The sequence below is a fragment of the Microbacterium sp. 2FI genome (assembly GCF_005502885.1).
Classification (GTDB): Bacteria; Actinomycetota; Actinomycetes; order Actinomycetales; family Microbacteriaceae; genus Microbacterium.
The window spans coordinates 449,383-471,823 of record NZ_SCMR01000001.1 but is presented as its reverse complement, the minus strand read 5'-3'; the positions used below and the strand labels follow the sequence as shown (position 1 = coordinate 471,823).

At 65.8% G+C, this 22,441-nt stretch carries 20 protein-coding genes; 4 read left to right on the top strand and 16 right to left on the bottom strand.

Annotated elements, in window-relative coordinates; translation table 11 throughout:
• Positions 1–295 precede the first annotated feature (295 nt).
• From FFS15_RS02190 to FFS15_RS02120, 15 genes are all read right to left on the bottom strand, one after another.
• A complete protein-coding gene (locus FFS15_RS02190) occupies positions 296–985 on the bottom strand; it encodes a GntR family transcriptional regulator (protein ID WP_137843350.1) in 690 nt (229 codons plus the stop codon).
• Positions 986–998: 13 nt separating this feature from the next.
• On the bottom strand, positions 999–2,219 hold the full coding sequence (locus FFS15_RS02185; RefSeq protein ID WP_137843349.1) for a DUF5624 domain-containing protein: 1,221 nt from the start codon (positions 2,217–2,219) through the stop codon (positions 999–1,001).
• Positions 2,216–3,325 carry a hypothetical protein gene (locus FFS15_RS02180; RefSeq protein WP_137843348.1) on the bottom strand — a complete coding sequence of 370 codons (1,110 nt, stop codon included), beginning with the start codon at positions 3,323–3,325 and terminating at the stop codon, positions 2,216–2,218. Before FFS15_RS02180 ends, FFS15_RS02185 begins: the two co-directional genes overlap by 4 nt.
• 12 nt (positions 3,326–3,337) lie before the next feature.
• The gene (locus tag FFS15_RS02175; protein WP_137843347.1) at positions 3,338–4,213 is read right to left on the bottom strand and encodes an amidohydrolase family protein; all 876 of its coding nucleotides are present in this window, start codon (positions 4,211–4,213) and stop codon (positions 3,338–3,340) included.
• Positions 4,214–4,219: 6 nt separating this feature from the next.
• A complete protein-coding gene (locus FFS15_RS02170; RefSeq protein WP_137843346.1) occupies positions 4,220–5,026 on the bottom strand; it encodes an aldolase/citrate lyase family protein in 807 nt (268 codons plus the stop codon).
• Positions 5,023–7,182, bottom strand: coding sequence for a malate synthase G (locus FFS15_RS02165; RefSeq protein ID WP_137843345.1), 2,160 nt, complete (start codon positions 7,180–7,182; stop codon positions 5,023–5,025). Before FFS15_RS02165 ends, FFS15_RS02170 begins: the two co-directional genes overlap by 4 nt.
• Positions 7,179–7,907, bottom strand: coding sequence for an ATP-binding cassette domain-containing protein (locus tag FFS15_RS02160; protein WP_137843344.1), 729 nt, complete (start codon positions 7,905–7,907; stop codon positions 7,179–7,181). Before FFS15_RS02160 ends, FFS15_RS02165 begins: the two co-directional genes overlap by 4 nt.
• Positions 7,904–9,751, bottom strand: coding sequence for a branched-chain amino acid ABC transporter ATP-binding protein/permease (locus tag FFS15_RS02155; protein WP_137843343.1), 1,848 nt, complete (start codon positions 9,749–9,751; stop codon positions 7,904–7,906). The genes FFS15_RS02160 and FFS15_RS02155 overlap by 4 nt, the downstream gene beginning before the upstream one ends.
• Positions 9,748–10,632: a branched-chain amino acid ABC transporter permease gene (locus FFS15_RS02150; RefSeq protein WP_137843342.1), complete on the bottom strand. Its 885-nt coding sequence runs from the start codon at positions 10,630–10,632 to the stop codon at positions 9,748–9,750. The genes FFS15_RS02155 and FFS15_RS02150 overlap by 4 nt, the downstream gene beginning before the upstream one ends.
• A gap of 7 nt (positions 10,633–10,639) precedes the next feature.
• The gene (locus FFS15_RS02145; RefSeq protein WP_137843341.1) at positions 10,640–11,869 is read right to left on the bottom strand and encodes an amino acid ABC transporter substrate-binding protein; all 1,230 of its coding nucleotides are present in this window, start codon (positions 11,867–11,869) and stop codon (positions 10,640–10,642) included.
• 99 nt (positions 11,870–11,968) lie between these two features.
• Positions 11,969–12,430, bottom strand: a complete 462-nt coding sequence (locus tag FFS15_RS02140) for a DoxX family protein (protein ID WP_137843340.1) — start codon at positions 12,428–12,430, stop codon at positions 11,969–11,971.
• 101 nt (positions 12,431–12,531) lie between these two features.
• Positions 12,532–13,023 (bottom strand): pyridoxamine 5'-phosphate oxidase family protein, encoded by a 492-nt coding sequence (locus FFS15_RS02135; protein ID WP_137843339.1) that lies wholly within the window; start codon positions 13,021–13,023, stop codon positions 12,532–12,534.
• Positions 13,020–14,033 carry an alpha/beta hydrolase gene (locus FFS15_RS02130; RefSeq protein WP_137843338.1) on the bottom strand — a complete coding sequence of 338 codons (1,014 nt, stop codon included), beginning with the start codon at positions 14,031–14,033 and terminating at the stop codon, positions 13,020–13,022. Before FFS15_RS02130 ends, FFS15_RS02135 begins: the two co-directional genes overlap by 4 nt.
• A gap of 11 nt (positions 14,034–14,044) precedes the next feature.
• On the bottom strand, positions 14,045–15,307 hold the full coding sequence (locus tag FFS15_RS02125; RefSeq protein WP_249353636.1) for an MFS transporter: 1,263 nt from the start codon (positions 15,305–15,307) through the stop codon (positions 14,045–14,047).
• An 89-nt stretch (positions 15,308–15,396) separates the two neighbouring features.
• Positions 15,397–16,590, bottom strand: a complete 1,194-nt coding sequence (locus FFS15_RS02120; protein ID WP_137843336.1) for an ROK family transcriptional regulator — start codon at positions 16,588–16,590, stop codon at positions 15,397–15,399.
• Positions 16,591–16,722: 132 nt separating this feature from the next.
• On the opposite strand from FFS15_RS02120, the gene FFS15_RS02115 reads away from it, so the two are divergent.
• From FFS15_RS02115 to FFS15_RS18935, 4 genes are read left to right on the top strand one after another with little or no spacing between them, the layout of a single operon-like run.
• Complete coding sequence (locus FFS15_RS02115) at positions 16,723–17,895, top strand: ABC transporter substrate-binding protein (protein WP_137843335.1); 1,173 nt, start codon at positions 16,723–16,725, stop codon at positions 17,893–17,895.
• A gap of 7 nt (positions 17,896–17,902) precedes the next feature.
• Positions 17,903–18,772 carry a branched-chain amino acid ABC transporter permease gene (locus FFS15_RS02110; RefSeq protein ID WP_137843334.1) on the top strand — a complete coding sequence of 290 codons (870 nt, stop codon included), beginning with the start codon at positions 17,903–17,905 and terminating at the stop codon, positions 18,770–18,772.
• Positions 18,772–20,655, top strand: a complete 1,884-nt coding sequence (locus tag FFS15_RS02105) for a branched-chain amino acid ABC transporter ATP-binding protein/permease (protein WP_137843333.1) — start codon at positions 18,772–18,774, stop codon at positions 20,653–20,655. The genes FFS15_RS02110 and FFS15_RS02105 overlap by 1 nt, the downstream gene beginning before the upstream one ends.
• Positions 20,652–21,365, top strand: coding sequence for an ABC transporter ATP-binding protein (locus tag FFS15_RS18935; RefSeq protein ID WP_137843332.1), 714 nt, complete (start codon positions 20,652–20,654; stop codon positions 21,363–21,365). The genes FFS15_RS02105 and FFS15_RS18935 overlap by 4 nt, the downstream gene beginning before the upstream one ends.
• Here the strand turns inward: FFS15_RS18935 and FFS15_RS02095 are convergent.
• Positions 21,362–22,387, bottom strand: a complete 1,026-nt coding sequence (locus FFS15_RS02095) for a 3-hydroxyisobutyryl-CoA hydrolase (protein WP_137843331.1) — start codon at positions 22,385–22,387, stop codon at positions 21,362–21,364. The genes FFS15_RS18935 and FFS15_RS02095 overlap by 4 nt on opposite strands.
• Between the last annotated feature and the right edge of the window lie 54 nt (positions 22,388–22,441).

The window sequence follows — 22,441 nt, the reverse complement described above, 5'->3', positions numbered from 1 at the left end:
CCGTCATCCGGCCCTCTGCGCTTCGCCGGGGGCCTTCGCGTCATCGTCGGCGTTCGGATCTCACACCACGCCCGCGAACCCGTCGCACAGTGGGAGAACGCGGCTATTCGGCTTCCCGAAGTCTCGGCCTGTCACCACGTCACGGGTAGCTTCGACTACCTCCTGCAGATCGACGTCGCGGACCTCGCCGCCTACGAGCGGTTTCACGCCGACGCCATGGCGAGCCTCGCAGATCTCGGCTCCAGCTATAGTTTCGTCGTCATGAAGACACTCGAACGCTAGATGACTGCGACTCCTACCCGATAGCGAGCTGGAACGCCCGTAGAACACGGTCCGCGGAGTCCTGGATGTGGTCGCGCACGAGCTTGTGGACGGCATCCGCATCTCGCGCCTCCATTGCCTCGAGGATCGCACGGTGGTCTTCGGCGACATCGGATGTCTCCGGGTGTGTGCGCACCTCCGGCATGACATGGTGGAGTCGCCGCACCTCATCGAGAAGCGACGTCAGGATCGCGGTAGCGCGCTGGTTGTCGGCCATCCGAGCGGCGGCGAGGTGAAACTCCCGTCCGGGCGACGACTGTGAGTCATCGGGCATCGCCTCCTCAGCGGTGCGGCCGACGAGCTCGCGCAATCGAGCGAAATGGGCAGCATCGCCGCCGCGGGCAGCGTGCGCGAACAACCCCGGCTCGAGGAGGAGCCGCAACTCGAAAACTTCCTTGATGTCGTGCAGGCGCAACGGCTTGACGAGGTAGCCACGTCGGGGGATGGTGAGGATCCATCCGCGGTCCGCAAGCTGGCGAAGCGCCTCACGAACGGGCGTTTTGGACACGCCGTAGCGCTTCGCCAGGTCTGCCTCGAGCACGAGATCTCCCGGCGTCAGAGCAGCGGAGAGGATCTCCTCGTGCATGCGCTCGTAGATCTGCTCGGTGAGCGAGTTCGGGCGCGCAGGACTCGCCGCAGTGCCCGCCGTTTCCTGGATCATCATCAGGGCTCTCAGCCTACCTATTGTCGGGTTGCGCGTTTCGGTTTGCCGATTCGGCCGATCGCGCGGGATACACGTCGGTATCGATTCCGGGAACAACGACCTTTCGCGGGTCGTTCGCTGCTGCGACCAACCGCTGGGTGACGAAGTCGGTGACCCCCGCGGCGAGTAGCTGCCGCGGGTCCTCCAGCGTGAGGCGCAAACGAGTGATCATCGTGTCCCAGTCCCGTTCGTGACGAACAGGCGGGAACTCGGACACGTGGTCGATTCCCGATGTCAGTTCAGGACCGAGGAGCGGCGGTTCCACGAACGTCGGGTACCCCTCGTACATGAGCGGCGCGATCTCCGTGGAGGACATCACTCGGGCGACCTGCCACCTTATCGATCCTTCGGCGGCGATGACCGAGGACAGATCTCCGTTCGCGGGCGACTCGAAGCCCGACATCGTCGGCGCTACGAACACCCGCGACAACGGGAGTCTGTCACCCGAGATGTGTCGCAGGATGCGAACGAGGTTGGTGGTGCCCTTCGTTGTGCCCGCGGTGGGCCGACCTTGTCGACCGGTGATCGCGAAGATCGCGCGCGGCCAGTCGATCTGCAGCTCGTCGAACCAATCAATCAGCCCGTGGGCGTGATCGAGCGCGTACAGGCCGAAGGTGGCGATCATGAGCTTGTTGCCTGACACGGGAAACTCGTCGGTCTCGACGTCGAGGTAGTCGGAACGCAGCGTCACCGGGGTGAGATAGTCGGGCTCGTGCAACGCCCGCGCAAGGAAATGATCTGCGAGTTCGCACGCATAGTCGACCATGGCGGCGATCTGGTCTTCGCGTCCGATGAACGCCCTGATCCCGAGTGATCCACGCCACAGGTCGGGCTTGTTCGCGATCCGGACTTGCGCCATGCGCGCCCGCAATCGTTGCGCATCTTCACGCCACAGTTCGCTCTCCCCTCGCACGGCCAGCGCAACGAGCGTTCCGAGAGCAGGGCCGAGGTGTGAGATCGCCGTCAGCTCGGTGAAGCCGGGGATGTTCGCACGAAAGCCGCGTACCTGCGGAGCCGCCCCAGATCCGCCGTAGACCGCGAGGTCGGTCGCGGTGGCGACGATGAGTGGCGCGTCCAGGTTGTCTTTCATCGACAGGATCGACAGGTGGTCGGCGATCGAATCTCGGTGGGGCGACTTGGAGTCGCTGTAGACCGCGAACAGGGCCTTCAGCTCAGGGCTCTCGTAGAAGCTCATGCGGCACCGCCCTCCTCGACGGGTGGGATGAAGCGGTAGACGACTGTGTCGGCGGCGAACGTTCTTCCGGGTACCGGGTTCGGGGAAAGACCGTTCGAGACCGCTAGGTCACTGCCATCCCCGGGCAGCACCGCGACATCCGTGCCACCGGTGGTGGGGAATGTGCCGATGGATTCCATCCTCCCGCCCGCGAAACGATAGATGTGCGAGTCAAGATCGGGATGCGGCGCAGATGGCGTTCCATGGATGAAGTCGACCCGGATCACGAACACGCCGTCAGTCGTGTCTACACGTGCGAACTCGCGTCCGCCGGCTCCGCCGGGAATCACGGATGCCAGGTGGAACTTCTCGCCGTCCCACTTCAACAGCACTGATTCGCCGTCGATGCGGGCGACAGCGAGGTAGGTCTCGGCACCGTCCCTTAAAGGGAGGAATGCCCGCCCCCCGGCGGGAAGCAGCTCTTGGTGATCGACGAATCGGTGTCCGTCCCAGCGATAGAGCACGCTCGGTGCGGCATGATCCGCGTGCGCGAGGTACGTTTCCACACCGATCTCGAAGACAGCAATGTTGTAGCCGGCGATCGACGGAAGTTCCTGGAGGGGCACGAATGTGTCACCGTCCCACTGCAGCACAACGCTCGTGCGATCACCTCCTGGCATGCCCTGTGCGACCGCGAGGAAGTCGGAGGTTCCGATGCGGAAGTGACGAACCTGCTTGGCCGCGTACGTCGAGATCCGCTGGCGGAGGATGAAGCCATCGGCATCCTGTTCGTAGACCGGCGATGTGGTCGCGAAGTCGTACGGACCCCGTCCACTTCGAATGGAGGCGACGGCGAAGAATCGGCGATCCCCGATCGAGAAGATCTCGACGTCCTCGGCACCGCCGACGGGAAGGGATCCCGCATGCACGAAGCCATGCGCGGACTCCGCAAACAGAAGAACCTCGGTGTCGGAGCTTCCGCCGTTGATGCCAGACGGGGTGCCGGGCGCATCGACCGCGAGCTGCGGCACGGCGATCCAGCGTGTTCCTGCGAACGTGTATGGCGCTACGGCGCGTGCACCGGAGGTGGCCAACCGCTGAACCTCGACAAGCCGCGACGTCGTCATGAGCACACTCTGTCAGTGGGAGAAGAACAGAACATCGGGAGAATCGACGAGGATGCGCTGGACGACGCGGGAGTCAGGGGCCCAGTCCGCGAGCAGATTCAGCACCTCGCCGGTGTCTCGTTGACCGTCTGGGAGGTGCGGCCAGTCCGACCCCCAGATCAATCGGTCGGGGAACGACGAGACGAGCGTCCGTCCTAGGGGAATCATCGTCGCCATTGGTGCGTCCCCGGCGACCCGGTACGCACCGCTGAGCTTGATCCAGCAGTTGCCTGCGTCCAGTGCTGAGAGGATGCCGTCGATTCCGTCGTCGCCGAGGCCGTCGGATTGCTTCATGTAGCCCATGTGGTCCACGACGTACGGAACCGGCAAATCTCCGAGAAGGGGCAGCAGGGCGTGGACGACGGCCCCCGGCGCATAGAACTGGAGGTGCCACTCGTGCGGGCGGGCGAGCGAGCCCATCCGCTTCACGTAGTCGACAAGGTCTGCGAGCGGCCACTCCCTTCGGGCAAAGAGGTCGAGCCGAATCGCGCGGATGCCTTGGCGATCGTAGTCGTCCAGGACGTCGTGCGACACGTCGTCCGGCACGCGCGCGACGCCGCGAGCACGATCCCCGAGCCTGGCGAGCGTGTCGAGCGTGAGCGCGTTGTTCTCGCCGTAGTAGGTCGGCTGCACGAGCACCATTCGATCGATGCCGAGGGTACCGGCCACGGCGACGTATTGATCGAGCGTGCCGTCGGGGAATGTGTACTGCGGGTTCCCGACCGGCGGATACCCGGGTTCGAACACGTGGAAGTGCGTGTCGCATGCGCCGGTCGGCATCGCGAATGCCGGCGGGCTGATCGTGTCCGCACCCCGCATCGGGGTCGTCACCGCGAAGGGGAGATCCATCTGTGACTATTCCTTGTCTGCGTCTGGGGCGTACCACTCGGCGACCGTGACCGCACGGTCGAGGGATGCCCGGTAGAGGAGATCGGAGTCGATGCCGGCGAGGAAGAGCGGCGCCATGCCCTCCATGAGCAGTTGACGCTGCACTTCACCCAGAGGCACCCCGCCGATCATCGCTAACTTGCCGTTCGACCCCGCCGCGGCGAGCACGTCGCGCGCTGCCGCCTGCACCGCCGGATCGTCGTGATCGCCGGGCACGCCGAGTTCACTGGTCAGATCGTTTGCGCCGATCCCGATGATGTCGATCCCGTCGACGGCGGCGATCTCCTCGATGTTCGCGATACCGAGCGGAGACTCGATGAGTATCTTCACGATCGTTTCGCGGTCGATCGCGGTGTTCAGTGTCGCAGCCGGCGTCGGCACCATCCCGCGGTGCGGAAGCTGCGAGAGCTGGGAACGGTGGCCGCGTGGAGGGAATCGGCAGGCTTCGACGATGCGGCGGGCTTGATCGGCGGTCTCCACACGGGGAGCGATGATGCCGTGCGCGCCGCCATCGAGCAGACGACCGATCACACCATACTCATGCTCGGGTACTCGCACGAGCGCGGTGAGACCGAGGTCGCCGGCAGCTGCGGCGAGCGCGACGGCGGTATCGATGCTCATCGACGAGTGTTCCAGGTCGATCATCAGGCAATGGAAGCCTGCGGACTGGGCGATGCGGGCGATGTCGGTGGTCCGACTCATCCGCACTCCCAGCATGAGCTGCGGCTCGCGAGCGCGAAGCGCGCGCAAGAACGCCACCGGTGGCGAGGTCACGACTGCTCCTTCGCCCGGCGCCGATAGTCGTGCAGGATTCCTTCTGTATAGCCGTTCTGCTGGGCCGAGGCGAAGAGCACGAGATCACGCGCGGCCTGAAACGCCAGGCTCGGTGAAGCCGAGGTGCCGAGCGAGCGGTACGTCGCATCCGAAGCGTTCTGGGCGTCGACCCGCGGAGCGATGCGGTCGAGACTGGCGATGACCTGCGCGGGGGTGATGAGGGCGTTCGTGAGCCAGTTTCCGAGCAGCTGGCTGGAGATCCGGAGCGTTGCGCGGTCTTCCATGAGTGAGACGTCGGACAGGTCGGGAACCTTCGAGCAGCCGATGCCCTGGTCGACCCAGCGCACGACGTAGCCGAGGATCGACTGCACGTTGTCGTCGAGTTCAGCGGCCACCTCATCCGCGGAGAGCGAGGCTGTCGCGAGCGGAATGTCCAGGAGCGCGAGACGTGGTGTGGGAGGTCGCCCAGCGATCACTCGTTGTTGCGCGCGCACGTCCACACGGTGGTAGTGCGTGGCGTGCAGCGTCGCCGCGGTCGGCGATGGCACCCATGCGGTGCTGGCGCCGGCCTGTAGTTGCGCGCCCTTCTGCGCCAGCATCGCCGCCATCAGATCGGTCATCGCCCACATGCCTTTGCCGATCTGGGCTCGGCCGGGGAGGCCGGCTCTCAGTCCGACGTCGACGTTGTGGTTTTCGTACGCCCCGATGAACGGGTGCGTGCGCAAAGCCGCCTTCCGCGGGAAACTACCGGCACGAGACGACGTGTGGATCTCATCGCCCGTGCGGTCGAGGAAGCCGGTGTTGATGAAGACCACCCGATCGGCGGCGGCCCGGATACACGCACCGAGGTTGAGCGTGGTGCGTCGCTCCTCGTCCATGATGCCGAGCTTGATCGTGCACGTAGGGAGGTGCAGGAGTTCCTCAAGCCGTGCGAAGAGTTCAGCCGTGAGTGCGACCTCGTCAGGTCCGTGCATCTTGGGCTTTACGACGTAGATCGATCCGTGCGCGGAGTTGCGAGGGTGTGCCTCGCCGCGGGCGTCGGGGAGGGCTGCGGCGACCGTGATGACGGCATCCAGGATGCCTTCCGGGATGGGTTCGCCATCGCCGTCGATCACGGCGTCCGTGAACATCGCGTGTCCGGTGTGTCGAACGAACAGTAGCGAACGCCCGCTGAGGGACGCCGCCGTTCCATCCACGCGCTTGTAGGTCCGGTCGGCCGCGAGGCGCCGTGTGAACGTCCGGCCCGACTTGACGACGTCCACCTCGAGCGTTCCCTGCATGAGGGCGAGCCACGTCTCGTAGGCATTGACCTTGTCGGCAGCGTCGACGACTGCGACGGAGTCTTCGAGGTCCATGATCGTGGTGATCGCCGATTCGAGGATGACGTCGCTCACGCCCGCAGGATCGACGGTGCCCACCGGGCCGCTGCGATCGATGGTGATCTCGAGGTGCAGGCCATGGTTGACCAGGATCACGGCATCCGGGCGCGTGGAGTCGCCGCGGTAGCCGACCAGCTGAGACGGCTGGACGAGGCGATGCGCTCCGTCCGCGGTCAGGGCGAGGAGCCCACCGGAGTCGATCTCGTACGCGAGGACCTGAGCGTGCGAGGTGTCCGCCAGTGGGACGGCGTCATCCAAGAGCCCCTTGGACCAGCGGACCACCTCTGCCCCGCGACGTGGGTTGTACGCGTCTGATGGGGCGAGGTCGCCGGTGCGGGGAATCGCGTCGGTCCCGTACAGCGCATCGTAAAGCGAGCCCCACCGGGCGTTCGCGGCATTCGCGGCGAACCGGGCGTTGGTCAGCGGCACGACGAGCTGCGGTCCCGCCTGCACCGCGATCTCGTCATCGACCCCGTCGGTCGAGATCGTGAACGGCTCTGGCTCCGGCTCCAGATAGCCGATCTCGGCGAGCATCGCCACGTAGTCATTCCCGACGGCTCCGGGGTGCTCCGAGTGCCAATCATCGAGCTGCCTCTGCAACTGGTCACGCCGGTCCAAGGCTGCACGGATGCGGGGAGTGAACTCGGTCACGACCGCTGCCAGGGTCTCCCACAGCCGGTGCGGCTCGACGTGCGCAGCCGACGCGAGACGGCCGGCGACGAAGTCGTCGAGGCGGGGATCGACGGATAGATCTGCGCGAACGCGACGGTCGTTCATGATGTCTTTCCTTCGGCGTGGCCACCGACGAAGACGGCACGCAGCTCGGGGTCATCCAGAAGCGTCGCGGCGTCGGCGGACGCGACAAGGCGCCCGCCCTCCATCACGATTCCGGTCGTTGCCAGCGACAATCCGAACCGCACGTTCTGTTCCACCAGCACGACGGTCGCACCGGCATTCACGAGCGCCCGAATGGAGGCGTCGAGAGTCTGGCGGGACTTTGGATCGAGTCCGATGGACGGCTCATCGAGGAGCACCACACGGGGCTCGATCATGAGCGCGCGGGCGAATTCCACCATTCGCCGCTGGCCGCCGGACAGCAGGCCGGCATGGGTAGCCGCCCGCTCGCCGACGACGGGGAACAGTTGGGCGAGCTCGTCGAAGCGGCGTGCCGCCGCACGGCGCGGCATCCGAGTCGCATGTCCGCCGAGCAGCACGTTCTCACGCACACTCATTCCGCCGAACAACGCGTTCGTCTGCGGGATCATGACGACCCCGTGTCGGATCGCCCCGCCCGGGCCCGACCCGGTGACGCGGGTCCCGTCGATGTCGACATGTCCCTGTGTCGGCCGAAGGTCATCACAGATGACCTTCAGCATGGTCGACTTGCCGGCGCCGTTCGGCCCCACGATGCAGGTCGCCTGTCCCGGAGCGATCTCGACGTCGATGTCGCGCAGCACAAGCCCGCCACCGTAGCCGGCGGAGACTCCTTCGATGCGGATCACACCACACCTCCTCGTTGCGTTTCGGCCTCGCCGAGATAGGCGTCGAGTACGGCCGGGTTGGCGCGGATCTCGTCGGGAGTGCCGCTGGCGAGCAGGCGACCCTGCGCCATCACGTGCACCCGATCGCTGCATCCCAATACGAAGGGCATGTTGTGCTCGACGATGAGCACTGTCTTGCCCGCGTCGCGGAGGGCGCGGATGATGCGCTCCATCTGAGCGATGATGGCCGGGTTGATGCCGCCCGCGGGCTCGTCGAGCATGACCAGGTCGGGGTCGAGCACGAGGATCTGGGCGAGTTCGGCGAGCTTCTGCTGCCCGTACGAGAGCTCTCGCGCCGGCGTATCGAGGTAGGCGTCGAGCCCCACGAGTGACACCGCAGCCTCGGCGCGGCGGCGCTCTGCACCCGACATAGACGGAGCTGCCAGCCGTGCCCAGCGGAACTCGCGCAGCGGCGCGACCAGGTTCTCGCGAACGGTGAGTGCGGGAAACAGCCGCGTGGTTTGATGCGTGCGGCCGATGCCGCGGAACGCTCGCGCCCAACGCGGGAGCCGGTCGATGCGCTCACCGGCGAAGACCACCGTGCCTTCGTCGGCGGTGAGGCTGCCGTCGATGATGTTGAAGACGGTCGTCTTGCCCGACCCATTGGGGCCGATCAGTGCGGTGACAGTTTCGCGCTCGACGGCGAAGCTGCATCCATCCAATGCCCGTACGCCGCCGAACCGCTTGACGACTCCGTCGACGATCAGCATCGGTCCCGAATCCGCGCCTCGATCGTGGCGCGATGTCGCGAGCTCGCGCAAGGCGTTCGCGAGAGCATCGGGGTCGACGGGTTCTGCGAAGCGAGTGCCGGTCTCGGCATCTCGACCCCGCGACCGCAGCCGTGCCCATAGTCCGGACAGCGCGGGCACGATGCCCTGTGGCAGGAGCAGGATGACGGCCAGGAGCACGGCGCCGAAGATGACGAGGCGCCACGCGCCGCCGTCGACGCCGCCCACCAGAGTGTTCGTCACCTGCGAGAGCGGCTCCACGATCGCGGCGCCCAGGAGCGGGCCGATGATCGTGCCACGCCCACCGAGGAGTACTGCGAGCACGATCGTCATGCTGGTCGCGATGTTGAACATGCCGCGCGGTTCTACGAACCCGATGTAATACGCGTAGATACCGCCGGCAATGCCGACGGGCACGCCGGACAGCACGAACACCATCACCTTGTAGCGCGCGGTGGGGATGCCGACCGACGCAGCCTTGTCTTCGTCTTCGCGGATGCTGAGCAGCCCGGCACCGAACTTTGATCGGCGAACGGCCACAGCAAGCAGCACCGTCAGGGTCAGCAGTGCCAACGACGAGAAGTAGTACGGCCACATCTGCTGCTCACGCGGAAGCGGCGGGAACGGCAGCGCCAGCCCGTGGTTGCCCTTGGTGAGCCAGGTGAGGTTCATTGCGAGAACCTTGAGCAGTTCGAGCGCCGCGAACGTGACCATGATGAACGCGTGGCCCCGAGCCCGGCGGGTCGTCAGTCCGAGCAAGCCGGCCAGCAGGGCAGACGACACAACGGCACCGATGATGCCGGCCCACCACGGAGCGCCAACCTGCACGACCAGCACGGCGGTCGTGTATGCACCGACGCCGAGGTATGCGCTGTGACCGAGGGAGATGTAGCCCGCGAACCCGCCGACCATGTTCCAGGTCGTGGCCATGATGGCCAGCAGCATCACAAGGATGATGACGTTCTGAATGTAGATATCCACCGCTCCGAGGGGGAGCACGGCGAGCACCACCACGAGCACGGCGCCCACGAGGGCTCCGATGCGGGTGCGCGCAGCAGATGTTCTGGATGCGTTCATGCGGCTGCCACGTCCGTTCTTCCGCGACGGCCGAGGATCCCCTGGGGGCGCGCGATCATGACGAGGAGTATTACGAGATAGGGGACGATGACCGCCCAGGTCAGACCGACGTAGGCCGTGACGAGGGTCTCGCCGAGGCCGAGCAGGAGCGCCGCGAGGAACGATCCAGCGAGGCTGCCCAGCCCGCCGAGCACGACGATCGCGAGGCAGCGCCCGAGCCAGGCACCCCAGGAGTCGGGGGTCAGCGGGTAGATCACGCTGATCAAAGCACCGCCGGCGCCGGCCATGGCGGCGCCGAGAGCGTAGGTGAGGACGCTGATGCGACGCACATCAATACCCACGAATCGTGCGCCGGCGGGATTGGAGGCAGACGCGCGGAGCGCTCGCCCGAACCTCGTGAGGCGAAGCAGCGCGAGCACGAGGGCGAGCACGACGCAGGCCGCGATGGCCGCGTAGAGCTGCCCGATCGGGATGGTCAGCTCCCCGATCCGCAGAGATGCCCTCGCGTACGGCACGGCGACGGTGAGGGGCGTGTTCCCCCAGATCAGGGCGAACACCCCCTCACCAGCGATCATCAAGGCGAAGGTCGCCATCATCGTGCCGCCCTCGCCGCCTCCGTCCGCTGGGCGGACGAAGGCGACGTAGAGCGCTGCTCCCACGCCGCCCATCACTGCTGCGGTGAGGGGGATACTCGCGATCGGGTCGAAGCCGAACGTGGCCCATAGCGTGTACGTGACGTACCCGCCTGCGATGAGCAGTGATCCGTGCACGAGGTTCACGATCCGAAGCACGCCGTACGTGAGGGCAAGTCCAGAGGACGAGAGCGCGTACACGCACCCGAGGAGCACGCCGAAGATCAGCGTCTGGATCAGCAGGTCCATGAGGGCCTCAGTTCACCCACTCGGGGCGCGGGTAGACGACGGTGGTGGACTCGGCGGCTTCCTCGGGGAGAACGATGACGAGCTCGTCGTCCTGCCACTGAGCGAGCGACAACGATCCCTGGGGGACGCCCCGCTCGTCCCACGAGATGGGTCCGAGGATCGTCTCCACAGTGTTCTCGTGCAGCCAATCGGCGAGCGCGTCCTGGTCGATCTCGCCGACGGCCTCGACGGCGGCCTGGAGGATCTGCGCAGCCGCGTATGACGCGGCGGAGTCATCCGTGGGCTGCTGATCGAACATGTCGGTGTACGCCGTGACGAACTCCGCGCTTCCCGGGAAGCCCGCCTTCGGGGTCCAGGCCACGGGGGTGAAGATTCCCTCCGTGTTCGCCTCGCCGATCGCCTCAGGGAAGTGGAGGATGTCGGAGGGCGTGTTGGTCTGGAAGAGAACGGCCGGGCTGAACCCAGTGCGCTGAAGGGCCTGAATGAAAGACTGCCCGTCCTCGGCGACGGCACCGTGCACGAGCACGTCGGGGTTCGCGCGTGCGATCGCGTCGGCCGCGGAGTCGAACGCGGTCTGCTCGGGCGCATACGCCTCGCTGTAGACCGTTTCGACTCCGAGCTCTTCGAGACCTGCCTGGATCCCCTGAACGGCCGGCTCTGTGTTCGGGTCGGTCTGGGTCAGGTACGCCGCCGACGCAGGACGCTCTTCCGCGGGAAGCGACTCGACCCACTCCAAGAACCGGTCGGGCAGGGTCGCCGAGGTCCCCGGCTGGGCGAAGAACATGCGGGTGATGCCCTGTTCGAAGATCTCCTCCGCGCCTCCGGACGGCTGCACGTAGAGCATGCCGTTTCGTTCGGCGACGGCAGACGCCGGCAGATTGAGGAATGACGAGAAGGTGCCCAGGAGCAGGTCGACCTTGTCTTGTCCGATGAGCTTCGTGTAGTTGGAGACGACCTGGTCTTGGTCGAACCCGTCATCGAGCACGTTCAGCTCGACATCGCGTCCGAGCAGCCCGCCGTCGGCGTTGACCTGCTCGGCCCAGAGTTCGTAGCCCTGAAGACCGGGGCCGGAGCGATCGGCCACGGGGCCGGTGAGCGGTAGCGACGCGCCGATCACGAGCGGCGCGTCATCTGCCGGGGCTGCTGCACTCGCGCAGCCGGCGGTCAGAAGCGCAACGGCGACGACGGCGACGCTGGCGAGAGTGCGGACCGTCTTGCGGGAACGGAATTGGGACATCATTGGCCTCCTTCTTCGTTGAAGTTTCTCAAATATTACAGATATATCTTGAGTATGCAATAGGTGAGCAGAGCAATTTGCGAGCTCCCCCAACGATGCTCAGACGGCGGCGTGCTCCGCCTGCTGCACGCGTCGACCCACGATCAGTGGGTCAACCGCGATGCGCCCGGCGCCGAGGCCTGCGATGACGAGCGCGAGTGTGGCGACGACGAGCACGAACTCCCAGCCTCCATCGATCACGAAGAGTCCGTTGGCCGCGTGGACGAAGATGAAAGCTCCCAGCATGTCGATCGCGATCAGCGGCCCGACCACGCGCACGGCGAGCCCGAGGATCAGGAGGATCCCTCCGAGGAGTTCCACCGTCGCGGCGAAGGCCGCGGCAGCAATGGGCATCGGAATTCCCAAGGAACCGAACCATTGCCCGACGCCGTCGATGCCGTCGACGGCGAATTTCTGCCAGCCGTGAGCGATCAGCACGATACCGAGCGAGACGCGACCGAAGAGCAGGGTGATGTCCTGCAGTCGGGAGTTGGAGTTCGAGCCGAAGATGACGCGCTTCATGGTGAGTCCTTTGCGGTCGTTGCGATCACCGGCATGCCAGGTTTGGCTCAAATATTACAGATATATCTTCGGTATGCAATAGGCGCGTGGGTTCGCCCGTCTCACGAACCGTCGTCCTCCCGACCGAAATCGATGGCCACATAGTCGCCGGCGATCAGCAGCTCTTCGTCGAAGACCTTGGCGCGTTCAGGAACGAATTCGTAGATCGCGCGCCCTGAGTGCCCGTGCGAAGCGGGCTGGGGAACATCCGCGAACCTCTCCGCAAAACGTACGAGGGCCCCTTCGGCCGCTTCGGCCCCGAGCAGGGACATCGTGCCGAAGAGCTGGACCCCGCGACGGGCCGTCCGATCCTGCCGCGAATCGAAAACCGTGACCGCCGCACTCTGGTTGGTCTCGAGGTTGCGACTGTGTTCAGTGTCCACGGGTGAGACGATACGTACGCGCAGGTCCGGCTCGTACGCGAAGTAGGCGATATTCGCGTGTGCCCGCCCATCGGGCGAGACCGTGGCGAGCGTCAGAAGACGTCCGGACGCCAGGATCGTGCGCAGCGCCGAGATGATCTCCGCCCGCGGCGGCCCTCCGGCGTCGCTCATCGCTCTGGCAGGGCTCGATCGCGCACGGCGCGATCGAGGAAGTCGGTGATCATCGTCATCATCGGCACGGTCGTCCAGTACTTCTCCTCGCCACCCCTGACCGCGAGATCGCCGTGCCCGGCACCGTCGATGAGGTACCACGTGCTGTCGACGTCCGCCGCGCACAGCGCCTGATGAAGAGCCGCCGTTCCGACCGGCGAGATGAGCCGATCGGCACTCCCATGGAACAGAAGGAAGGGCGGCGTATTCGCCGAGACATGCGTCGCCGGATCCGCCTCCCGGAGCGCCGACAGGTCATCGGTGACCAGTCGAGCACCGGGTCCGTGAATGTAGCGCGCGAGGGAGTTCCCCGGACTCTGGATCTGCGCGACGGTGGCGTCGTCGAAGCCCTCGCCCAGCCGATCGAGCGCCGAACCGCCGAACTTGTCGACGACCGCAAGAATCGGCGCCTCGCCGGGGTTCACCTCGAGTTCTTCGGTCACACCGATCATCGCAGCGAGGTAGCCTCCCGCCGATTCGCCCCACACCGCGACCCGATCCGGGTCGATCCCGTACTCTGCGGCATGACCGCGCAGGAACGAGATCGCCGCACGCACATCGGCCATGCCGTCTCGATAGGTCGCACCGTGCATCGTCGTTCGGTACTCGACGCTCGCCACGACGTACCCCGTCGATGCGACGTACCGACGCATCCGTGCACCGCCCGCCCGCACAGCGCGCACGAATCCACCGCCGGGAATGTACACGATGAGGGGATGCGGGCCGTCGGACTTGGGTATCAGCAGGTCGAGCCGCAGGGGGCGCGGACCTCCCCCTGCGACCGCTCCGTCACGGCGTGCGAACTCGACGCCTCGGATGGAGCGAAGATCCGACCGCGAGGGTATCTGGTCACCCGCGTCGGCGGGGATGCGAATGCTTCCGGTGTCGTCGAACGGCGCAGGGCGCGCCGACACCGGGATGGGATGGCCCATCAGCGCAGCGATCTTGGTCATCAGGGTGGGTATGTTCATGGCGGTCTCCGTCAGCGCACACTCTTGATCGGCATCAGCGCGACGATCGCGATCAGCACCGCGATGATCCCGAAGACGAAGAGAGCCTGGTATCCGAGCAGGGAGATCAGCACGCCGCCCGCAACGGTGCTGAGCGCCTGCGGCAGGTTCGTGGCGATGTTCAGGATGCCGAGATCCTTCCCCGCGGAGGCGCCGTCCTTGGGCAGCACCTCGGTCATGAGCGCCGTGTCGCACGCCGTGTACAGACCGAATCCGATTCCGCTGATCGCGCTCATGAGGATCATTCCGGCAACCGTCGGCAGGAACACGGGCACAGCGAAGCCGAGCGCGATCAACACCGACGCGGCATAGATGAAGACCTTCCGGCGCCCGATGCGATCACTCCACACGCCGCTCACGCCGATGGAGATCAGGGAGGTCGCAAGGCTGGCCAGCGCGAGCAGCCCGATCGTCTGGTTCGCCTGCGGCAAGGAGAGCTCGATGTAGTCGGTCAGGAGGTAGAGCTGGAAGAACAGCACCATGAAATACCCGAGGATGAAGAAGAAGCGTGCAACGAAAGCCCACGCGAAATCGGGGTGCCGGCGGGGACTGACCCAGAACGCCGCGATGAACGTCCGCCACCGGAGCGGCTCGTGCGTCACGCTCCGGCTCGAGTAATCGCGGTTCACCAGAACGAACGCCAGCGTCGCGAGCAGGACGAGCCCACCGAACAGTGCGTACGCGATGCCGAGATTGGCCGCGAGCTGCCCGCCCGCGACGACGCCGATGGTCAGACCGAGAGCCGTGCCGATCCCGAACATCGCACTTGCGACACCGCGACGGCTCTTGGGGTAGCGATCAGGGACGACCGCCGTGAACGGACCCTGCACCGCATTGAGCGACACCTGGATAACGATCCAGAAGACGCCGACCCAGAGCACCGACGTCATCGACCCCATCCCCACGAGGAGGAGACCACCGACCGCGCCGCCGATCATGATCCAGGGCGCCCGGCGCCCCATTTTCGAGCGGGTGCGATCGCTGAACGCGCCGATGATCGGCTGGGTCAGCAACGTGAAGATGAAGGATGCGCCGGTGATCGTCGCCAGATTGACCACCTTGTTGTGCTCGTCGATGATGGCCAACTGGTTGGGCAGAAGGACCTGACCGACGCCGGCGTAGCTGGCGAACATGACGAAGGCCAGCACCGCGAGCGAGGGCAGCAGCGCGCGCGGCGACTGCGGGCTGCGCGGGGACTGCTCGTCTTCGATCTCGTGAAGGGCAGGGGTTGACATGACACTCCTCGTCGTTGAGAAAGTCGACCCGCTCGTCGACGCAGGTCTCACTGCGACTGAGTATGCATGCATTTAGTTCAAGCGTCAAACTAACAAAGGGCGAGCGGATCGCGCGCGATCCGATCGCGCGCCGCCTCGACCGCTCCCCTCAGCGCCGCCTCCGCTCCCAGGACTCCGGCGACCACCTCCACATGAACGTCAGGGCCGGTCGCGATCTTGGGACGGTCCGTCGCGAAGGCAGCCGCGATGGACGGCGTGAGCCTCGCCCAATGCCCGCCGATGATGATCGTCGCGGGATCGACGGCCATGCTCAGGATCTGCAGGGAGCGACCGATCCATGGCACCGCCTGTCCCCATGCAGCGGTTGCGAGGGGATCTTCGGCCTCGACGCGCGACACGAACAAGTCGAGCGCTGCCGACGGGCTCATGGATTCCAGTGCAGGCTCGGACTGGGCCGCCCGCAGGAGCGCGTAGACACCTGCCACCGTGATGAGGCACCCATGCTGCCCGCACGCGCACAGCTCGCCGCCGGGGACGACGGCGAGATGTCCGAGCGAGCCCGCAAACCCGTGGGCGCCGTGGACCGGGGTGCCGTTGACGACGAGCGCGCCGCCGATGTTCGAGTCGCCCTTGAGGTAGATGGCGTTCTCCACTCCCCCCCGACGCCGAAACTCCGCCCCTGCCGCGACCGGAGTGTCTGACGAGAGGCGGAGATCGACCGCGCGAAGATCGGGAACCCGGATGCGGAGCTCACCGACGACATCGGTGGTGCTCCAGCCGAGAGTGACGTCTGCGAGCACGCGTGCAGGCGACCCGCCGACGGGCGCGAGCACAACGACAGTCACATCGACGACGCGTCGCCCCATGTCCTTCAATCGGCGCACGACCTCGGCGACCAGGCCACCGGTGACATCGAGCACCGCGGCCGGATCGCCGCCGGCATGGTCCATCGCCAGGCGGACGAGATCGCCGCCCGCGAGAGTCGTCGCGAGAACGGAGGCGGAGTCCGACGCGATCTGGACCGCGAGCAGAGCATGCGTGTCGGAAGCGATCTCCAAGCGAGTACGAGGACGACCCTTGCTCCCGCTCACTGAGTACGATTCGCGCAGCCAATCCGCGTCGATGAGTACCTGGACGAGCGCGGTCACCGACCCACGTGTCAATCCCGTGCCCGCGGCGATCTCGCTCCGGGAGTTCGGACCCGTGCGGATCAGGTGGTCGAGGACGAGAGCGAGGTTGTGTCGCCTGACGTCGCCACTGACCAGGCCTGAGGGACTCGACATGGGTCGATCGTAGGCCTCGCGTCTCCTACGCGTCTCTCGACGTAACGCGGTTGCGCCGGCGGGCCCAGCACGCTAGCGTTCCTCGAAATAGTGACCGGCCGTTCGGTTACTAATTCAAAACTGGGAGATTCAATGAAGAAACTTCGCGCAATCGCGGTGATCGGCGTGACCGCAACACTCGCACTTGCCGGTTGCTCGTCGCAGAACTTCAGCGACGAGGAGCCTGCCGGCGAGACCGGCCCGATCTCGATCGGCGCCGTGCTCGACATCACCGGACCGGGGGCGACCCTCGGTGTTCCGCAGCAGAACACCCTCCGGATGCTGGCCGACGCACTCAACGCAGAGGGAGGGATCGACGGCCGCGAGGTCGAACTCCACATCGTGGACAATCAGTCCACCGAGGACGCCGCCGCACGCGCGGTCAGCGATCTCATCGAGCAGGACGACGTCGACATCATTCTCGGCGCATCGCGGACGGGCCCCAGCCTCGCCATGCGTCCGGTCGCCGAGCAGAACGGCATCCCGATGATCTCGCTCGCCGCCAATGCCGCGATCGTGGCCGACTCCGAATGGGTCTTCAAGACCACGCAAGACGACAAGGTCGTCCTCGAGCGAATCCTGGACCACGCCGAGAGCGAGGGGTACGCAAGCGTAGCCCTCCTTCGCGATGCGTCCGGATTCGGCGAGGGAGTCGCCGAGTCGATCACCGAGCTCGGAGCCGAGCGCGGAATCGAACTGGTGACGACGGAGTCCTTCGAGCCGACAGCAACGGACTTCACCGCGCAGCTCACGAACATCCGCTCATCCGGGGCGGACGCCGTCGTGATCTGGGGAATCAACCCGGCCGCCGCGCTCGCACAGAAGCAGTATGTGCAACTCGGCGTCGGACTTCCTGTCTACCAGTCACACGGTGTCGCGAATCAGTCCTTCTTCGACCAGGCGGGCGATGCGGCGAATGGTGCGATCGTCCCCATGGGCCGGATGCTCGTCGCAGATCAGCTTCCGGACGACAACCCTCAGAAGGCGGTCATCGAGGCGTACATCGAGCAGTACGAGGCCGAGTACGGCGAGCAGCCGAACGCCTTCGGCGGCTACGCGTATGACGCCTGGAACATCGCGATCGCGGCGCTGGAGGATGCCGGTACGGAACCGTCGGCTCTTCGTGACGCGATTGCGTCCACTGCTGGCTACGTCGGCGTCTCGGGAGTCTTCGACTACTCCCCCACGCTGCGCTCGGGCCTGTCAGCGGACTCCGTGATCATCGCCGAGGCACGCGACGGCAGCTGGGTGCTGATCGAGGAATGACCCGTTCATGACGGACTTTCTCCAGCTGACGGCGGCAGGGCTGTCCCAGGGTTCGGTCTATGCCCTGCTCGCCGTCGGCTTGATCGCGGTGTACAGCGTTCGCCATATCGTCAACCTCGCCCAAGGCGAGTTCGCCACGCTCGGCGGCCTCGGCTCGGTATGGCTGATCAGTGTCGGCATCCCTGTCTTCACGGCGATACTGCTCGCAGTGTTCTCGGTGACGGTCACAGCCATCCTCATCGATCGACTCATCATCGCTCGCGTGAAGACCATGACCACGCTGACCTCGATCATCCTGACATTGGGGATCGCCACGGTCATGCAGGCACTGATGCTGCTCGCGTGGGGTCCGACTGCGCGTGGATTGCCCCCCTTTCCCGGCGCCGACCTGGTGATCGGAGGGGTGAGCTTCCGGGCACAGGAGTTCTGGATGATCGGCTCGCTCATCGTGGTCGGCGTGGGCATCATCCTGTTCTCCGAGCAGACCCGGCTCGGAAAAGCCATGCGTGCGGTGGCTGAGCAGCCCGTTGCCGCCCGCATCGTCGGGATATCGCCCGCCCTCGCCTCTGCTGTGGCATTCGGAATCGCCGGGTTCACGGGCGCAATTGCCGGCGTCGTCTCATCGCCGCTGTACTTGTCCGCCTGGTCAGTGGGGCTGGTCCTCGCGCTCAAGGGATTCGTCGCTGCGGTGCTCGGGGGCCTCAGTTCCTACCGCGCAGCCATCGTCGGAGGGCTACTCCTCGGCGTCCTCGAGTCCTACGTCGCGGGGTACATCGCATCGGGGTACCGCGACGCCGTCGCCTTCCTGATCCTCATCGTGGTTCTCGTCGCCCGGCCGACCGGCCTGGTGCTCCGATCAAACAAGGCTCGAGTCTGATGCCCGCACAAAAGAACCGGATCCCCTTCCTTCGTCCCTCGAAGCGCAGAAACGAGGTCATCGGGCTCGTCGTCCTGACGGCGATCATGATCTTATTGCCGTTCGTCGCGAGTCCCTCGTTCCTCGGTATCGCGGTTTTCGCGATGATCTTCGCGCTGCCGGCGATCGGGCTCAATCTCCTGATGGGCCTCGCGGGTCAAGTGAGCTTGGGACAGGCAGCTTTCTTCGCGATCGGCGCGTACGCCCATGCTCTGCTGCTGACCCGCACAGACGCTCCGGCGCTCCTCGCCGCAGCCGTGGGAGTCGCTGCCCCGATGCTGCTCGCGCTGCTCGTCGGGTTGCCCCTCCTACGTCTCCACGGGCACTATCTCGCCCTGGCAACGCTCGGCCTGGGGTACATCGTGATGATCTTGGCGCGCGAGTCAGACTTCACGGGTCGAAACACGGGGATCTATGGCTTCGAGCGCCCCGAAGTGTTCGGCGTCGTGATCGACAACAACGCACTCTTCCTGTGGTTCGTCACCCCGGCGGTCCTCATCGCGCTCGCAATCGCTATGAACCTGACGCGAAGCAGGACAGGGCGCGCTCTCTCGGCCCTGAACGACTCGGGGATCGCGGCCGAGTCGCTGGGCGTGCCGACCTTCAAGCTTCGACTTGGGGTCTTCGCCATTTCCGCGGGTCTTGCCGGCCTCGGAGGCGTCTTCTACGCGTATCACGTGTCACTCGTGAGCCCCGCAACGGCGGAGCTCCACCTGTCGGTTGAGTTCTTGCTCATGGCCGTTCTCGGCGGGTTGGGTTCTGTCTGGGGCGCTCTCATCGGCGCTTTCGTCGTCGAGTGGTTGGGTGAAGGTCTGCGCGACCTCATACCGGTTCTTATCCCGGGCGCGGGAGGCGAGGTGCAGCTCGTCGGCTACGGCATTGCACTCGTGGTCGTCATCATCGCGATGCCGGGCGGCGTCTACGCGTTCGTGATGGCCCTCGCCCAGAAGGTGCGGAACGCAATCGCGCTCCGCCGACCCCAGGCCGAACACGATCCGACTGCTTCCGCGGCGCCGACCGATCCGACCGCACTCGAGGTTCGAACTGCGACCCCGGTCGCGAGAGGCGAAATCATCCTCGAAGTGCAGGGACTCGTCAAGCGCTACGGCGGCGTCGTCGCGGTCGACGACGTGAGTTTCGATGTCCGCGCAGGAACGATCGTCGGCCTGATCGGACCGAACGGGGCAGGCAAGACCACCTGCTTCAACATGATCAGCGGAGCGCTCGCCCCAACCTCGGGTGACGTCCTCCTGTTCGGCCACCCGATCGCAGGCAAGCACCCCCACATCGCGGCGCGGCTTGGCCTCACGCGAACGTTCCAGAATCTCCAGGTGTTCACGTCCACTGATGTTCGGGGCAACGTCTATATGGGTCGGTACCTCCGTGGGCGCGCCGGGTTCCTGCGAAGCCTCCTGGGATTGCAAGACCGCGAGCAACGAAGTCAGTTCGATCGCGCGGACGAGCTCATCCGCAGCTTGGGGCTGGAGGATGTCGCACACGTCTCCGCTGGGACGTTGCCGTTCGGGCGCCAGCGGATCATGGAGGTAGCACGTGCGTTGGCCGCCGAGCCCGCGCTCCTCCTCCTCGACGAGCCTATGGCGGGCCTGACCGGGATCGAGCGCAGGAGACTCGCTGAGCTGCTCGTCCTGCTCCGCGACGCCGGGCTCACCACAATTCTCGTCGAGCATGATGTCGCCCAAGTGCTTTCACTCGCCGATGAGGTCATCGTGCTCGACGACGGAGCGCTTATCTGCCGAGGAACCCCCGACCACGTACGCCACGACCCCGCTGTGATCGCCGCTTACCTCGGCGACGGCACCCCCGGTGAAAGGGACGTCCATTGACCCTCGAAGTCGCCAACCTCACCGCCGGCTATGGGCCTCTGAAAGTCCTCCACGGCCTGTCGTGCTCCGTGCCGACGGGGTCGATGCTGGCTGTGGTCGGCGCGAACGGCGCGGGAAAGTCCACGCTGTTGCGCGCGATCAACGGGCTCATTCCGGCATCCGGCGAGGTGACGCTCGATGGGGAGTCCATCTTGGGTGTTCCTACGGAGCGGATGGCGCGGAGAGGCTTGGCTCATGTCCCCGAGAATCGCCTCGTCTTTCCCGGACTGTCCGTTCGGGACAACCTGGTACTCGGGGCATGGAGCAATCCTCGAAATCCACCCCTTGACGAGACTCTGGCACTCTTTCCGCGCCTCGCCACGCGACTGAGTCAGGCAGCCGGCTCGCTTTCTGGAGGGGAACAGCAGATGCTCGCGCTCGGCCGAGCTCTTATGTCACGACCGCGCGCGATCATCCTCGACGAACCCAGCATCGGCCTCGCGCCGAAGATCGTCATCGAGATCATGGACGTGCTCGCTCGTCTACGGGATTCGGGAGGCCTCTCGATTCTGCTGGTCGAGCAGAATCTGTCGGCGGCCTTCCGCGTCGTCGACCGGGCGATCGTCGTCGCGCATGGTCGAGTCGTTCTCGAGGGCTCACCGGAGGAGCTCATGAGCGCACCCGAGGTCCGGCAGGCATACTTCGGAGGGCTCGACGCAGGATCGCCCTAGCCCGCAAGCAGCATGCCTCTGACGGTGTCAGCATCCACGTCCTCTATCGAGCGCGGCGACCAACGAGGATCGAAGTCCTTCTCGATGACCTGCGCGCGGATGCCCTCGTGCAGGTCGCCGTGGAGATACATCGCCATCGACGTCCGCAGATCCTGTTGGAGAGTTTGAACCAGATCCCTCCAGTCGCGCGAGTTGCGGATAGCACCCAGCGCCACGGACACCGCTGTCGGCGACGCGCGGCGGATCTGAGCACACGCTGCAGCAGCATCCGGTTCGTCTTGATGGGTCAAGCGATCAAGAACTTCGGACGCCGAGTCGTCAACGTAGCACTGGTCGATCCAGCGCCGCGCAGACGCGAGCCTGCCGCCCGGTGGAGGAGACACCGTGTGCTGACCGATCGCGTAGGCGAGACCTCTCCTCTCCAGATCGGCGACGAAGTCGGGGAGGCGGGCTGCCGGAATTGCCATGTCCGCGAGGCCTGCGTAGATCGCGTCGGCCGCGCCGATCGACTCCCCGGTGAGAGCAAGATGCGTTCCGATAGCGCCCGGCGCGTGCGCGAGTCGAAACGTGCCTCCGACGTCGGGCGACAGCCCGATGCGCACTTCGGGCATGGCAAGCACAGATCGCTCGGTGACGACTCGCACCGCGTCATGCATGGCGATTCCCATTCCGCCGCCCATGACAATCCCGTCCATCAGCGCTACGACCGGTACCGGGTGGGCGGCGAGTCTGGCGTTGAGTCGGTACTCGGACGCCCAGTACTCCCGCGCGTCCTCCTCACCCATCCCCCACAGAATGCGAACGTCTCCGCCCGCGGAGAGCCCCCGATCGCCCTCGCCGCTGATGATCACGGCCTCGATCGATCGATGGGCTTCAGACAGGTCGAGCGCCTCGCCGATTCCGGCGATCATTGCGGGTGTGATCGCGTTGAGCCTCGCGGGTCGGGCAAGACGGACATGCAAGACGCGGCCCTGATGGACGACACGGAGTTCGTCCGCTCCATGCTGCACCAGGTTCACCATTGAGCCTCCCGGAAGCGGTCGATCGCAACTGCTGACCCCTGAAATACTAACCGA

Coding starts and splice junctions, on each gene's coding strand:
- FFS15_RS02190 (WP_137843350.1), bottom strand. CDS start 985: ATGATGATCCAGGAAACGGCGGGCACTGCGGCGAGTCCTGCGCGCCCG.
- FFS15_RS02185 (WP_137843349.1), bottom strand. CDS start 2,219: ATGAGCTTCTACGAGAGCCCTGAGCTGAAGGCCCTGTTCGCGGTCTAC.
- FFS15_RS02180 (WP_137843348.1), bottom strand. CDS start 3,325: ATGACGACGTCGCGGCTTGTCGAGGTTCAGCGGTTGGCCACCTCCGGT.
- FFS15_RS02175 (WP_137843347.1), bottom strand. CDS start 4,213: ATGGATCTCCCCTTCGCGGTGACGACCCCGATGCGGGGTGCGGACACG.
- FFS15_RS02165 (WP_137843345.1), bottom strand. CDS start 7,182: ATGAACGACCGTCGCGTTCGCGCAGATCTATCCGTCGATCCCCGCCTC.
- FFS15_RS02155 (WP_137843343.1), bottom strand. CDS start 9,751: ATGAACGCATCCAGAACATCTGCTGCGCGCACCCGCATCGGAGCCCTC.
- FFS15_RS02150 (WP_137843342.1), bottom strand. CDS start 10,632: ATGGACCTGCTGATCCAGACGCTGATCTTCGGCGTGCTCCTCGGGTGC.
- FFS15_RS02145 (WP_137843341.1), bottom strand. CDS start 11,869: ATGTCCCAATTCCGTTCCCGCAAGACGGTCCGCACTCTCGCCAGCGTC.
- FFS15_RS02140 (WP_137843340.1), bottom strand. CDS start 12,430: ATGAAGCGCGTCATCTTCGGCTCGAACTCCAACTCCCGACTGCAGGAC.
- FFS15_RS02135 (WP_137843339.1), bottom strand. CDS start 13,023: ATGAGCGACGCCGGAGGGCCGCCGCGGGCGGAGATCATCTCGGCGCTG.
- FFS15_RS02130 (WP_137843338.1), bottom strand. CDS start 14,033: ATGAACATACCCACCCTGATGACCAAGATCGCTGCGCTGATGGGCCAT.
- FFS15_RS02125 (WP_249353636.1), bottom strand. CDS start 15,307: ATGTCAACCCCTGCCCTTCACGAGATCGAAGACGAGCAGTCCCCGCGC.
- FFS15_RS02120 (WP_137843336.1), bottom strand. CDS start 16,590: ATGTCGAGTCCCTCAGGCCTGGTCAGTGGCGACGTCAGGCGACACAAC.
- FFS15_RS02115 (WP_137843335.1), top strand. CDS start 16,723: ATGAAGAAACTTCGCGCAATCGCGGTGATCGGCGTGACCGCAACACTC.
- FFS15_RS02110 (WP_137843334.1), top strand. CDS start 17,903: ATGACGGACTTTCTCCAGCTGACGGCGGCAGGGCTGTCCCAGGGTTCG.
- FFS15_RS02105 (WP_137843333.1), top strand. CDS start 18,772: ATGCCCGCACAAAAGAACCGGATCCCCTTCCTTCGTCCCTCGAAGCGC.
- FFS15_RS02095 (WP_137843331.1), bottom strand. CDS start 22,387: ATGGTGAACCTGGTGCAGCATGGAGCGGACGAACTCCGTGTCGTCCAT.